The sequence below is a fragment of the Pseudomonas sp. Leaf15 genome (genome assembly GCF_001421425.1).
Classification (GTDB): domain Bacteria; phylum Pseudomonadota; class Gammaproteobacteria; order Pseudomonadales; family Pseudomonadaceae; genus Aquipseudomonas; species Aquipseudomonas salomonii.
On record NZ_LMKI01000036.1, the window covers coordinates 18,967 to 31,957 of the forward strand.

Genomic DNA, 12,991 nt, shown 5'->3' on the forward strand with positions numbered 1-12,991 from the left:
AATCAATCGCGGTGATTTTATGGCTAAACACCGGGCAAGTAAAATTCCTATAGCGAAATTATTCGATGGAATAAGCACATAGTGCACCTTCTTGGGGCTGTAGCCCTTGTGGGGCGGGGATTAGCGGGCATTTAATCAAATGTGTTTTGTTTAAGCGGTAAAGAAGTTTTCATCGGCCAAATGATAATGAATATTGTTTGCGCGGGGTTTAAGCGAATGTTTCTCGTGTGGCGTGGGAAGTTATTGTTACTTGCTTGATTGCGGCTAGTTGCTGGAGGGGATCTTTTAACCGATTTGATTCAGGCAAATACCGCTCTGGGTCAATGTTTTGCGCAAAACCCCTAAGATTCGACACGGTTAAGGTGGGAGCTGGCTTGCCTGCGATAGCGGTGGGTCAGTGGCAGATTTTCAACTGATCTACCGCTATCGCAGGCAAGCCAGCTCCCACAGTAGGCGTGTGGTGTTTTCAAGCAGGCAAAAAAACGCCCCGAACCAGTCGGGGCGTCAGATCAAGCGGCAGTGCGGTTAGGTCTTCCGTGGGGCCGCACTGGCCGTGTACTCGCTGCTTAGTGGAACTGCTCTTCTTCGGTCGAGCCGGTCAGCGCGGTCACGGACGAGGTGCCGCCCTGGATCACGGTGGTCATGTCGTCGAAGTAGCCGGTGCCCACTTCCTGCTGGTGCGCCACAAAGGTGTAACCCTTGGCGGCATCAGCGAACTCTTGCTCCTGCAGTTTCACGTAGGCAGTCATGTCGTTGCGGGCGTAGTCGTGCGCCAGGTTGAACATGCTGTGCCACATGTTGTGAATGCCGGCCAGGGTGATGAACTGGTGCTTGTAGCCCATGGCCGACAGTTCGCGCTGGAACTTGGCGATGGTCGCGTCGTCCAGGTTCTTCTTCCAGTTGAAAGAAGGCGAGCAGTTGTAGGACAGCAGCTGGTCCGGGTATTCCTTCTTGATCGCCTCAGCAAAGCGACGCGCTTCGTCCAGGTCCGGCTTGGCGGTTTCGCACCAGATCAGGTCAGCATACGGCGCGTAAGCCAGGCCACGGGCGATCGCCTGGTCGAGACCGGCGCGTACTTTATAGAAGCCTTCCTGGGTGCGTTCGCCAGTCACGAATGGCTGGTCGTACGGGTCGCAGTCGGAGGTCAGCAAGTCGGCCGCGTTGGCGTCGGTACGCGCCAGGATGATGGTCGGCGTGCCGGCAACGTCAGCGGCCAAGCGTGCAGCAGTCAGCTTTTGTACGGCTTCCTGGGTCGGAACCAGTACCTTGCCGCCCATGTGGCCGCATTTTTTCACCGACGCCAGTTGGTCTTCGAAGTGCACGCCGGCAGCGCCTGCCTCGATCATGCTCTTCATCAGTTCGTAGGCGTTGAGTACGCCGCCGAAACCGGCTTCTGCGTCAGCCACGATTGGCGCGAAGTAGTCGATGTAGCCTTCGTCGCCCGGGCCTTTACCGGCTTTCCACTGGATCTGGTCGGCGCGGCGGAACGAGTTGTTGATGCGTTTGACCACGGTCGGCACGGAGTCCACCGGGTACAGCGATTGGTCGGGGTACATGGATTCTGCGGAGTTGTTGTCCGCAGCCACTTGCCAGCCGGACAGGTAGATCGCCTGGATACCGGCTTTTACCTGTTGAACTGCCTGGCCGCCAGTGAGGGCGCCCATGCAGTTGACGAAATCTTTTTCGGGACGGAAGGACGGCTTGGCACCCTGGGTGACCAGCTTCCACAGCTTCTCGGCGCCGAGTTTTGCAAAGGTGTGCTCAGGTTGAACCGAGCCACGCAGGCGGACGACGTCAGCAGCGGAATAAGCGCGGGTTACGCCTTTCCAGCGTGGGTTTTCAGCCCAGTCTTTTTCAAGGGCTGCAATTTGCTGTTCGCGTGTCAGTGCCATGGGGAAAACCTCGTCGCATAGGTCTGGGTGGAAAATTCCATTTGCCAGCCACGTATCAAGTGCGTGGTTGTGGCGGCTCGCTGACCAGAAGCTTGGGCGGCCAAGTCAGGTTCGACGGGGAAGGCGACGGGATGAACGCGTTGCGAGAGGAGGAATTGAGCAGGTAAGGGCAAACTGCGAACAGTCTTCGGGCGTCGTGGGCCTTGGTACGATCCATCAGTGTGTAGCCGGGTTACCTGGTTAGCTTCCGTCCCTCGGGACAACTTCGTTCCAGTCGCAACCAACGTCAAACACACCTTGTGGGCGGTACAGACACGAATCGGCTCAGGTGGGTAGCTTAGAGCGGCGATCCGAAGGCCCTTGCCAGGGCCCCTGATTAGCGGGAGCGAGGCCATCATGCACAGGCTTTTTTGGCTCGTCAAATGTTTTGTAGTGCTTTTTTTCAGGCACTACATCTTTAGTCTAATGCGACTCGCCAGTCAGTTTTTGGTGCTTTAGTTCAGCGTATCGACCTTGACCCGCAAAGTCAGGTCATCGCGGCCCTGAGTAGAGTAGCTGCGGGTTGTAGAGGATTTGTCGGCCTGGGTCTCGCGATTGATGCCTGCCAGTGGAATCCATTCACCCAGGCGGCCACTGACCGTTGTGTCGGTACTTTGCACATTCACTACATCGGGACGTTCCTGGCTCATTCGGTCACGGTTGGTACTGATGGCCAGGTGTACGGTCTCGCCCGTGACGCTGGCAGTGACGTAAAAGCCCTGGGTGACGTTGCGATACTGGGTCTGGTTTTGCGGGCGACCGTAGGCGTCTGGCTGCGTGGTGGTCAGTGGCACGCTCTGGCCGACCTGGATCAGCGCGGGCACGCCCTCACTGGCCTGGATCTGCTGAATGCCGCCGTCGCGGCTGGCGGTGCCGTAACTGATGATGCGGGTTTGGCTGTCGCCGCTGTTTTGTTGGTTGTTTTCGTTGCTGTCGACGGTGATCAGCAGGCGCTTGGCGGGTGTGTCCAGCTGTGCAAGCAAGGCACGCAGGTCCTGGATCTTGCCGGGGTCCGCTTTAACAATAAGCTGGTTGCCGTAGGCGCTGACGGTGCCGTCCTTGCCGATAAAGTTTTGCGCAACGGGCAGCAGGTCGGCGCTGGTGCGGTTGCTCAGGTTGACGACTTCGGTGTCGGCCATGACGCAGGCGCTGGCAGTGAAGAGGAGGGCGGTGAGCAGGGTGCGTAGGGACATGTCCGTTATCTCTGCGAGTCAATTAGGCGTGATAGTGCCAGTTTGTCGGCCTGGCAGGTCGCAAGTTGAATCGTAGACGGCAAAATGCCCTGGCAGGCAGGGCATTTTGGGAGTTGCTGATGGCGCTATCGCAGGCAAGCCAGCTCCCACAGAGGAATGCATTCCAAATGTGGGAGCTGGCTTGCCTGCGATAGGGGCGACTCGATCTCGAATCAGCCCTCGCGCACCATATCGACGTGCGGAATCCCGACTTCCAGGAACTCATCGCTGACGATCGTGAAACCCAGCCGCTCATAAAATGGCGCCGCGTACACCTGCGCACTCAGGAACTGCCTGGTCTGGCCACGTTTCTCGGCCGCGCCGATCACGGCTTCCATCAGTTTGTCGCCGACCTTCAGCCCGCGCCAGTCCTTGAGTACCGACACGCGACCAATCTCGCCGCTAGGCAGCAGGCGAGCGGTGCCAATCGGAAAATCGCCTTCGAATGCAAGAAAATGCATCGCGTCGGCGTCATCCGCATCCCACTCCAGCTCCGGTGGAACCGATTGTTCAGCGATAAACACCGCCTCACGAATGCGCCGAATCTCAGCGATATCCTTTTGCCAGTCCGCGACACTTACGTGAATCTTATTCATCGGCAAATCCCAGGCTTCCTTGCTTGACCAGTTCGCACAGCAGGTCACGACCGTCTTCGTCGGCCAGCCAGGTGCCGAGGTTTTCGCTGTGCAGGGCGTCGGCCGAGCAGACCAGTTTCAACAGTTCGCGCAGTTTGCCTGGCAGGTAACGACTCTGGCCGCTGGCAAACAGCAGTACGTCATCGTCGACTTCAGACCACGCCATACGCGCGCTCGGGTTGCGGATCAGAATCGCGCCGTTTTCCAGGCTGCTGATAAAGTCTTCTTCACCCAGCTCTTCACCGGCGACCAGTTCCGGGTAGCGCGGCTCGGTCATGAACTGGCCGAACCAGGTCAGCAGCATGCGCTCGTCGCTCATGTGCTCGGCCAGCAGGCCTTTGAGGCGGTCGAGTGCGTCCGCCTGAATCTGGTGTGGGTCGCTGACCGGTTGGGCGTCGGCGTCGGTATAGCGCTCTTCGTCGGTCAGATACTGGCTGAGGAAGTCAGTGAAGTGGGTCAGCACTTCGGCAGCGCTCGGTGCGCGGAAGCCCACCGAATAGGTCATGCAGTCATCTTCGGCGATGCCGAAGTGTGCCAGGCGCGGCGGCAGGTAAAGCATGTCGCCCGGTTCCAGTACCCATTCTTCGCTCTGTTCGAATTCCGCCAGGATGCGCAGGTCGGCGTGTTGCAGCAGCGGGCTTTCGGAATTGCACATCTGGCCGATTTTCCAGTTGCGCTTGCCTTGGGCCTGCAGCAGGAACACGTCGTAGTTGTCGAAGTGCGGACCCACACTGCCACCGGGTGCGGCGAAGCTGATCATTACATCGTCAATGCGCCAGCTCGGCAGAAAGCGGAAGTGCCCCAGCAGCTCGGCAACTTCGGGTACGAATTGGTCGACGGCCTGCACCAGCAGGGTCCACTCGCGCTCTGGCAACGTGCTGAACGCATCTTCGGCGAACGGGCCGCGGCGCAGTTCCCATGGGCGCTCGCCGTGTTCGATCACCAGGCGCGAGTCAACTTCTTCTTCCAGGGCCAGGCCGGCCAGTTCGTCGGCGTCGATCGGGCTTTCGAAATCAGGGATGGCCTGACGGATCAGCAGCGGTTTTTTCTGCCAGTAGTCGCGCAGGAATTCCCGTGCCGTGATGCCGCCCAGAAGTTGAAGAGGAATATCAGGATTCATGTGTAACCTATTGAAAGAAAGCACTTTTAAGACAGGAATAAAAACGCCCGGCGCGGCCGGGCGTCTCAAAGGGTCGCGCGCTGATCAGATGCGCTTGGCTTGCTCTACCGCGTTGCCGATGTAGTTGGCCGGGGTGAGCAGTTTCAGCTCGGCCTTGGCAGCGGCTGGCATGTCCAGGCCATCGATGAAAGTTTGCAGCGCTTCAGGGCTGATGCCCTTGCCGCGCGTCAACTCTTTCAGCTTCTCGTACGGGTTTTCGATGTTGTAGCGACGCATCACGGTCTGGATCGGCTCTGCCAGCACTTCCCAGCAGGCATCCAGGTCAGCGGCGATCTTCTGCGCGTTGAGCTCAAGCTTGCTGATGCCTTTGAGGCTGGCTTCGTAGGCGATCACGCTGTGGGCAAAGCCCACGCCGAGGTTACGCAGTACGGTGGAGTCGGTCAGGTCACGCTGCCAGCGCGAGATCGGCAACTTGCTGGCCAGGTGCTGGAACAGGGCGTTGGCGATACCGAGGTTGCCTTCTGAGTTTTCGAAGTCGATCGGGTTGACCTTGTGCGGCATGGTCGACGAACCGATCTCGCCGGCGATGGTGCGCTGCTTGAAGTAGCCCAGGGAGATGTAACCCCAGATATCGCGATCGAAGTCGATCAGGATGGTGTTGAAGCGCGCAATCGCGTCGAACAGCTCGGCGATGTAGTCGTGGGGTTCGATCTGCGTGGTGTAGGGGTTGAAGCCCAGGCCCAGCTCGTCTTCGATGAAGGCGCGGGCGTTTTCTTCCCAGTCGATTTCCGGGTAGGCCGACAGGTGGGCGTTGTAGTTGCCCACGGCGCCGTTGATTTTGCCCAGCAGCGGCACGGCCGCGACTTGAGCGATCTGGCGCTCCAGGCGATACACCACGTTGGCCAGTTCTTTGCCCAAGGTAGTCGGCGAAGCCGGTTGGCCGTGGGTGCGCGACAGCATCGGCACGTCAGCGAAGCGGATGGCCAGCTCGCGGATAGCGTTGGCGGTCTGGCGCATCAGTGGCAGCATCACGTCATCACGGCCTTCGCGCAGCATCAGGGCGTGGGACAGGTTGTTGATGTCCTCGCTGGTGCAGGCAAAGTGGATGAACTCGCTGACCTGGGCCAGTTCCGGCAGCTTGGCCGCTTGCTCTTTGAGCAGGTATTCGATGGCTTTGACGTCGTGGTTGGTGGTGCGCTCGATCTCTTTCACACGCTCGGCGTGCTCCAGGGAGAAGTTTTCCGCCAGGGTGTTCAATACAGCGTTGGCTTCGGCGGAAAACGCCGGCACTTCGCTGATGGCAGGGTGAGCGGCCAGGCGCTGGAGCCAGCGCACTTCAACCAGAACGCGAGCACGGATCAGGCCGTATTCGCTGAAAATAGGGCGCAGGGCCTGGGTTTTGCCGGCGTAGCGGCCGTCAACAGGGGAAACCGCAGTGAGCGAAGAGAGCTGCATGGGGTGTTCTCGGACAGTCGGGCAACGAAATGGGGCGCGTATCATACATGAAAAAATTCGCCGGTCCGTCGCCAACTGACCGGCGTATTACGCGTGAGGCTATAAAAAAGCGGGTTGCTGCGACTTATTCGTTGCGCATCAACGGGTAAAGCTCTTTGAGCAATTTGCGTCGGCTGATCACCAACTGCCAGCGGTGACCGCCCAACTGACGCCACAACCGCGCCGAACGAATACCGGCCAGGAGCAGGGCGCGGATTTTCGAGGCGTTGTTCGGTTGCTGCAGGTTGCGCATGTCGCCGTGCACCTGGATGCGCTGGCGCAAGGTGCTCAGCGTGTCTTGGTACAGCGCACCACAGGCGGCAATCACGTTTTCGTGGGCCGGGCCGAAGTGTTCCACCTGGGATTGAATCTGCGGCAGGCGTTTGCCGATGGTTTCGAGCAGGTCGTCGCGCTTGGCCAGTTGCCGCTCAAGGCCGAGCATCGACAGCGCATAGCGCAGCGGCTCTCGTTGCAAGGTGCTTGGGTCGCGCTCAAGGGCGCCGATCAGCGCACGGTAACCTTCACGCAGCGCCAGGTCGTCACCGCCATACACCTCCAGGGTGTCCTTGGGGTCGCGGATCAGCAGGCTGCCGAGCATGCAGGTCAGGCCTGCTTCGGTCACCTGGCCGGTCTTGGCGATCTTGTCGACCAGCACGGCGGCGAGGAAGACCCCGCCGAGTGCCGTCAATTGCTCCTGGGTCGGGCTCATGCCGGGTTGCTCCAGGCTTCGGCGACTTCAATCACGCCGCCGCCCAGGCAAATTTCGCCGTCATAAAACACCACCGATTGGCCCGGCGTGACCGCGCGTTGCGGGTCATCAAACGTGGCGCGGTAGCCGCTGGCGGTTTTTTCCAGGGTGCAGGGCTGGTCGCTCTGGCGATAGCGCACTTTGGCGGTCAGGCGGCGTGGCGTGCTCAGGTCGATCGGGTTGACCCAATAGATTTCCGAGGCCAGCAGGGCGCCCGAGAACAGCAGTGGGTGCTCATTGCCCTGGCCCACCACCAGCACATTGTTTTCCAGGTCCTTGACCAGTACGTACCACGGCTCTTCGCCGGCGTCTTTCAGTCCGCCGATGCCCAAGCCCTGGCGCTGGCCGATGGTGTGGTACATCAGGCCATGGTGGCGGCCGATCACTTCGCCGTCGGTGGTTTTGATTTCGCCCGGTTGCGCCGGCAGGTATTGCTTGAGGAAGTCGCTGAAGCGGCGCTCGCCGATAAAGCAGATCCCGGTGGAATCCTTTTTCTTGGCGGTGGCCAGGCCGTGTTTTTCGGCGATCTTGCGCACTTCGGGTTTTTCCAGCTCGCCGACCGGGAACAGGGTCTTGGCGATCTGTTCGCCGCCGACGGCGTGCAGGAAGTAACTCTGGTCCTTGTTCGGGTCCAGGCCTTTGAGCAGTTCGGTGCGGTTATCGACGTCGCGACGGCGCACGTAGTGGCCCGTAGCAATCAGGTCGGCGCCGAGGATCATGGCGTAGTCGAGGAACGCCTTGAACTTGATTTCGCGGTTACACAGGATGTCCGGGTTCGGCGTACGACCGGCCTTGTATTCGGCGAGGAAGTGTTCGAACACGTTGTCCCAGTACTCGGCGGCGAAGTTGGCGGTGTGCAGCTTGATGCCGATCTTGTCGCACACGGCCTGGGCGTCGGCCAGGTCGTCCATGGCGGTGCAATATTCCGTTCCATCGTCTTCTTCCCAGTTCTTCATGAACAGGCCTTCCACCTCATAACCCTGCTCCATGAGCAGAACGGCGGAAACGGAAGAATCCACGCCGCCGGACATGCCGACGATGACGCGCTTCTTTTGTGTGTCAGAAGGGGCTGGATCACGCATAGGGTTTCAACGGGTGTCTTGAAAAAGGACGCGATTCTAACAGGCTCACGCCCGCAAGGCTAAAGAGAAGGGCGGATCAATTCGAGGCTATGGCGCTGGCCGGCCAGATAATCGTCGATACAGCGGATGATCAGCTCACTGCGCCAGTCGTCGCGCAGGGCCATCAGCTCCTCACGGGTCAGCCAGCGGGCGCGGACAATGCCTTCATCGAGTGTGTAGTCGGGGTGATGTTTCAAGGCTTTGGCGGTAAAGCATACGCGCTGATAAGTCACGCCATTGCTGGGCGCTGTGTACAGGTAGATGCCGACAATACCGGTGGCCTCGACGTCCCAGCCGGTTTCTTCGAGGGTTTCGCGCACGGCCGCTTCGGTGAGGGTTTCATGTGGGTCCAGATGGCCAGCCGGCTGGTTGAGCACGGCGCGGCCGCCCTTGAGCTCCTCGACCATCAGGAAGCGGCCGTTGTCTTCGACGATAGTGGCGACGGTGATGTGGGGTTGCCAGGTCATTGGATGCCTCGATTCAGGATGCGACGCGGTCTTTGGGCCGGATTACAGTCAGTGTGGGAGCGGGCTTGCTCGCGAATACGGTGGGTCAATTTATGCATCGGTGACTGGTACACCGCTTTCGCGAGCAAGCCCGCTCCCACAGTTTGATTGGGTTTCTTCAATCAAATAGGTGATAGGTACAAACAGAAACCCCGGCACATGGCCGGGGCTTCTTTGCATCCTTACAACCTTACTTCAACTTGGCAATCGCCGCATTGAGGGTGTTGCTTGGGCGCATGGCTTTGCTGGTCAGCTCCGGGTTCGGCGCGTAGTAGCCGCCGATGTCCACTGGCTTGCCCTGTACGGCGTTCAACTCGGCAACGATGGTTGCCTCATTGTCGGCCAGGGTTTTGGCCAGTTCGCCGAACTGCGCTTGCAGTGCAGTATCTTCAGTCTGAGCGGCCAGGGCTTGAGCCCAGTACAGCGCCAGGTAGAAGTGGCTGCCGCGGTTGTCGATGTTGCCGACTTTGCGCGATGGCGACTTGTTGTTGTCCAGGAACTGGCCAGTGGCCTGGTCCAGGGTCTTGGACAGCACCAGGGCTTTCGGGTTGTTGTAGGTGACACCCAAATGCTCAAGGGATGCGGCCAGGGCCAGGAACTCACCCAGGGAATCCCAGCGCAGGAAGTTCTCTTCAACCAGTTGCTGCACGTGTTTCGGCGCCGAACCGCCGGCGCCGGTTTCGAACAGGCCGCCACCGTTCATCAGCGGCACGATCGACAGCATCTTGGCGCTGGTGCCCAGCTCCATGATCGGGAACAGGTCGGTCAGGTAGTCGCGCAGTACGTTACCGGTCACCGAGATGGTGTCCAGGCCCTTGCGGGTGCGCTCCAGAGTGAACTTCATCGCGTCGACAGGCGACATGATGCGGATGTCCAGGCCTTCGGTGTTGTGGTCTTTCAGGTAAGCCTGAACTTTCTCGACCACCACGCCATCGTGCGCGCGCTGTGGGTCCAGCCAGAAGATGGCCGGGGTGTTGCTGGCGCGAGCACGGTTGACGGCGAGCTTGACCCAATCCTGGATCGGCGCGTCTTTGGTCTGGCACATGCGGAAGATGTCGCCGGCTTCAACAGCCTGTTCCATCAGCAGGGTGCCCTTGCTGTCGGTGACGCGGACTACGCCGTCAGCCTTGATCTGGAAGGTCTTGTCGTGGGAACCGTACTCTTCGGCTTTCTTGGCCATCAAGCCAACGTTTGGCACGCTGCCCATGGTGGTTGGGTCGAAAGCGCCATGGGCCTTGCAGTCTTCGATGACGGCTTGGTAGATGGTGGCGTAGCAGCGATCCGGAATCACCGCCTTGGTGTCGTGCAGCTGGCCGTCGGTGCCCCACATTTTGCCGGAGTCACGGATCATGGCCGGCATCGAGGCGTCGACGATGACGTCGCTCGGCACGTGCAGGTTGGTGATGCCTTTGTCGGAGTTGACCATCGCCAGGGAAGGGCGAGCGGCGTAGACCGCCTGAATGTCAGCTTCGATCTGCGCTTGTTGCTCGGCCGGCAACGCCTTGATGCGAGCGTACAGGTCGCCGATGCCGTTGTTCAGGTTGAAGCCGATCTGTTCCAGCACGGTAGCGTGCTTGGCGAGGGCGTCTTTATAGAACTCGGCAACGATCTGGCCGAACATGATCGGGTCGGAGACCTTCATCATGGTGGCTTTCAAGTGAACGGACAGCAGCACGCCTTGCTGCTTGGCGTCTTCGATTTCAGCGGCGATGAACGCGCGCAGGGCTTTTTTGCTCAGCACGGCGGTGTCGATGATTTCGCCGGCTTGTACCGAGGTCTTTTCTTTCAAGACGGTCGCAGTGCCGTCTTTGGCGATCAGTTCTATTTTTACCGCGTCAGCGGCTTCGATCTGCACGGCTTTTTCGCTGCCGTAGAAGTCGCCGTTGCTCATGTGTGCGATGTGCGACTTGGAGTCGGCAGCCCAGGCGCCCATTTTGTGCGGGTGCTTGCGCGCGTAGTTCTTAACCGACAGCGGGGCGCGGCGGTCGGAGTTGCCTTCGCGCAGTACCGGGTTCACGGCGCTGCCCTTGACCTTGTCGTAACGTGCGCGGGTTTCTTTTTCCGCGTCGGTGGTTACGGTTTCCGGGTAGTCCGGCAGGGCGTAGCCCTGGGCTTGCAGTTCCTTGATCGCCGCTTGCAGCTGCGGGGTCGAGGCGCTGATGTTAGGCAGCTTGATGATGTTGGCTTCAGGCGTAACGGCCAGGTCGCCCAGTTCGGCGAGGTGGTCCGCGATTGCCTTGTTGCCCAGTTGCTCGGGGAAGCTTGCGAGGATGCGCGCGGCCAGGGAAATGTCGCGGGTTTCCACAGCAATATCAGCGGAAGCGGTGAAGGCCTCTACGATAGGCAGCAGTGAATAGGTGGCGAGGGCTGGGGCTTCGTCGGTGAAGGTGTAGATGATCTTCGAGCGGGTGGGCATATTCGGATTAACTCTCTTCTTTGCTGAAAGCGTGCGCAGAAACTCGAGATGCGCCGGGTGGAGCGCGTTCGTTCAAAGTCATCCATGAGCGAAATGTCGAGGTTTCTTCGCGGTGATGTTGGTTTGCATCAGTCGAGCGTCAAGCGGGTGGACTATTGTATTAGTCCTGCTTTGTAGCGGAAGGCTTTGTTCTAGAGCGGTCCGCCGTCGTGACTCTTTGGTCAGCGGCGGCATTATACATAGGTCGCTATGCTTACGCCGAGCCTTCATACAAAAGGTGTGTCGTCCATTGGTCTAAAGGTCGCAGGGCCCAGACTGCGACCAAAGTCGCACGATGTGCTCAAGATTGGCGATTTTGTCTTTGCTTTCAGGCTTGTAGGCGACAAATTATGCTGTTTTCGATGCAAATGAGCATGGCGTGAGGTTTCAGTCGCCATTTATCTGGAGTAGGCTCGAACGCAGCCAGATGTTCAATCCATAGATGGAGTTCAGCATGGGATACAAGAAGATTCAGGTTCCGGCAGTCGGCGACAAAATCACCGTCAATGCAGACCATTCTCTCAATGTTCCTGACCAACCGATCATCCCTTATATAGAAGGCGACGGTATTGGCGTCGACATCAGCCCGGTGATGATCAAGGTGGTCGACGCAGCTGTTGAAAAGGCCTACGGCGGTAAGCGCAAAATCTCCTGGATGGAGGTGTATGCCGGCGAGAAGGCGACTCAAGTCTACGACCAGGACACCTGGCTGCCCCAGGAAACCCTGGATGCGGTCAAGGATTACGTGGTTTCCATCAAAGGCCCGCTGACCACGCCGGTGGGCGGCGGCATCCGTTCGCTGAACGTGGCCCTGCGTCAGCAGCTCGATTTGTATGTGTGCCTGCGCCCGGTGCGCTGGTTTGAAGGTGTGCCCAGCCCGGTCAAGAAGCCTGGCGATGTGGACATGACCATCTTCCGTGAAAACTCCGAAGACATTTATGCCGGTATCGAGTGGAAGGCCGGGTCGCCGGAAGCGATCAAGGTGATCAAGTTCCTCAAGGAAGAAATGGGCGTTACCAAGATCCGTTTCGACCAGGACTGCGGGATTGGCATCAAGCCGGTTTCCAAAGAAGGCACTGAGCGACTGGCGCGCAAAGCCCTGCAATATGTAGTGGATAATGACCGCGATTCGCTGACCATTGTGCACAAAGGCAACATCATGAAGTTCACCGAAGGTGCCTTCAAAGAGTGGGCGTACGGTATTGCCGAAAAGGAATTTGGCGCGACCCTGCTCGACGGCGGCCCGTGGATGCAGTTCAAAAACCCCAAAACCGGCAAGAATGTAGTGGTCAAGGACGCGATTGCCGACGCCATGCTCCAGCAGATTCTGTTGCGTCCGGCGGAATATGATGTGATTGCCACGCTTAACCTTAACGGTGACTACCTGTCTGACGCGCTGGCGGCGGAAGTAGGTGGCATTGGTATTGCGCCGGGGGCCAACCTTTCCGACACCGTGGCGATGTTCGAAGCCACCCACGGTACTGCGCCTAAATATGCAGGCAAGGATCAGGTCAATCCGGGTTCGTTGATTCTGTCGGCGGAGATGATGCTGCGGCACATGGGTTGGACGGAAGCGGCGGATCTGATCATCAAGGGTACCAATGGTGCGATTTCGGCGAAGACCGTGACCTATGACTTCGAGCGTCTGATGGATGGGGCGAAATTGGTCTCGTCGTCGGGCTTTGGTGATGCGTTGATTTCGCATATGTAAAAGAAGCTTATAAAAAAACCGGCCCTCCTGACTGAGTC

The 12,991-nt window shown here is 59.0% G+C and carries 10 protein-coding genes; 1 reads left to right on the top strand and 9 read right to left on the bottom strand.

Going from position 1 to position 12,991, the window contains the following annotated elements; genetic code table 11:
• Nucleotides 1-566 precede the first annotated feature (566 nt).
• The 9 genes from aceA to ASE80_RS27630 form a co-directional block, all read right to left on the bottom strand.
• Complete coding sequence (aceA, locus tag ASE80_RS27590) at nt 567-1,892, bottom strand: isocitrate lyase (RefSeq protein ID WP_003219577.1); 1,326 nt, start codon at nt 1,890-1,892, stop codon at nt 567-569.
• A 494-nt stretch (nt 1,893-2,386) separates the two neighbouring features.
• Nucleotides 2,387-3,124, bottom strand: coding sequence for a secretin N-terminal domain-containing protein (locus tag ASE80_RS27595; RefSeq protein ID WP_056861696.1), 738 nt, complete (start codon nt 3,122-3,124; stop codon nt 2,387-2,389).
• Nucleotides 3,125-3,336: 212 nt separating this feature from the next.
• Complete coding sequence (locus ASE80_RS27600) at nt 3,337-3,759, bottom strand: GNAT family N-acetyltransferase (protein WP_056861697.1); 423 nt, start codon at nt 3,757-3,759, stop codon at nt 3,337-3,339.
• Entirely contained in the window at nt 3,752-4,918 is a 1,167-nt protein-coding gene (locus ASE80_RS27605) for a ribosomal protein uL16 3-hydroxylase (protein WP_056861698.1), read from the bottom strand. The genes ASE80_RS27600 and ASE80_RS27605 overlap by 8 nt, the downstream gene beginning before the upstream one ends.
• An 84-nt stretch (nt 4,919-5,002) precedes the next feature.
• Complete coding sequence (gene purB / locus ASE80_RS27610; RefSeq protein WP_017737156.1) at nt 5,003-6,373, bottom strand: adenylosuccinate lyase; 1,371 nt, start codon at nt 6,371-6,373, stop codon at nt 5,003-5,005.
• A 124-nt stretch (nt 6,374-6,497) separates the two neighbouring features.
• A complete protein-coding gene (gene hflD / locus ASE80_RS27615) occupies nt 6,498-7,121 on the bottom strand; it encodes a high frequency lysogenization protein HflD (RefSeq protein WP_017137510.1) in 624 nt (207 codons plus the stop codon).
• Entirely contained in the window at nt 7,118-8,242 is a 1,125-nt protein-coding gene (gene mnmA, locus ASE80_RS27620; protein ID WP_056861699.1) for a tRNA 2-thiouridine(34) synthase MnmA, read from the bottom strand. The genes hflD and mnmA overlap by 4 nt, the downstream gene beginning before the upstream one ends.
• Nucleotides 8,243-8,301: 59 nt before the next feature.
• Complete coding sequence (locus ASE80_RS27625) at nt 8,302-8,748, bottom strand: NUDIX hydrolase (protein WP_056861700.1); 447 nt, start codon at nt 8,746-8,748, stop codon at nt 8,302-8,304.
• Between the two features lie 229 nt (nt 8,749-8,977).
• Nucleotides 8,978-11,203: an NADP-dependent isocitrate dehydrogenase gene (locus tag ASE80_RS27630; RefSeq protein WP_056861701.1), complete on the bottom strand. Its 2,226-nt coding sequence runs from the start codon at nt 11,201-11,203 to the stop codon at nt 8,978-8,980.
• Between the two features lie 493 nt (nt 11,204-11,696).
• On the opposite strand from ASE80_RS27630, the gene icd reads away from it, so the two are divergent.
• Nucleotides 11,697-12,953 (top strand): NADP-dependent isocitrate dehydrogenase, encoded by a 1,257-nt coding sequence (gene icd, locus ASE80_RS27635; protein WP_056861702.1) that lies wholly within the window; start codon nt 11,697-11,699, stop codon nt 12,951-12,953.
• Nucleotides 12,954-12,991 lie beyond the last annotated feature (38 nt).

Bases quoted from the DNA above. Each gene is read 5' to 3' on its own strand.
- aceA (WP_003219577.1), bottom strand. From the start codon at position 1,892: ATGGCACTGACACGCGAACAGCAAATTGCAGCCCTTGAAAAAGACTGG.
- ASE80_RS27595 (WP_056861696.1), bottom strand. From the start codon at position 3,124: ATGTCCCTACGCACCCTGCTCACCGCCCTCCTCTTCACTGCCAGCGCC.
- ASE80_RS27600 (WP_056861697.1), bottom strand. From the start codon at position 3,759: ATGAATAAGATTCACGTAAGTGTCGCGGACTGGCAAAAGGATATCGCT.
- ASE80_RS27605 (WP_056861698.1), bottom strand. From the start codon at position 4,918: ATGAATCCTGATATTCCTCTTCAACTTCTGGGCGGCATCACGGCACGG.
- purB (WP_017737156.1), bottom strand. From the start codon at position 6,373: ATGCAGCTCTCTTCGCTCACTGCGGTTTCCCCTGTTGACGGCCGCTAC.
- hflD (WP_017137510.1), bottom strand. From the start codon at position 7,121: ATGAGCCCGACCCAGGAGCAATTGACGGCACTCGGCGGGGTCTTCCTC.
- mnmA (WP_056861699.1), bottom strand. From the start codon at position 8,242: ATGCGTGATCCAGCCCCTTCTGACACACAAAAGAAGCGCGTCATCGTC.
- ASE80_RS27625 (WP_056861700.1), bottom strand. From the start codon at position 8,748: ATGACCTGGCAACCCCACATCACCGTCGCCACTATCGTCGAAGACAAC.
- ASE80_RS27630 (WP_056861701.1), bottom strand. From the start codon at position 11,203: ATGCCCACCCGCTCGAAGATCATCTACACCTTCACCGACGAAGCCCCA.
- icd (WP_056861702.1), top strand. From the start codon at position 11,697: ATGGGATACAAGAAGATTCAGGTTCCGGCAGTCGGCGACAAAATCACC.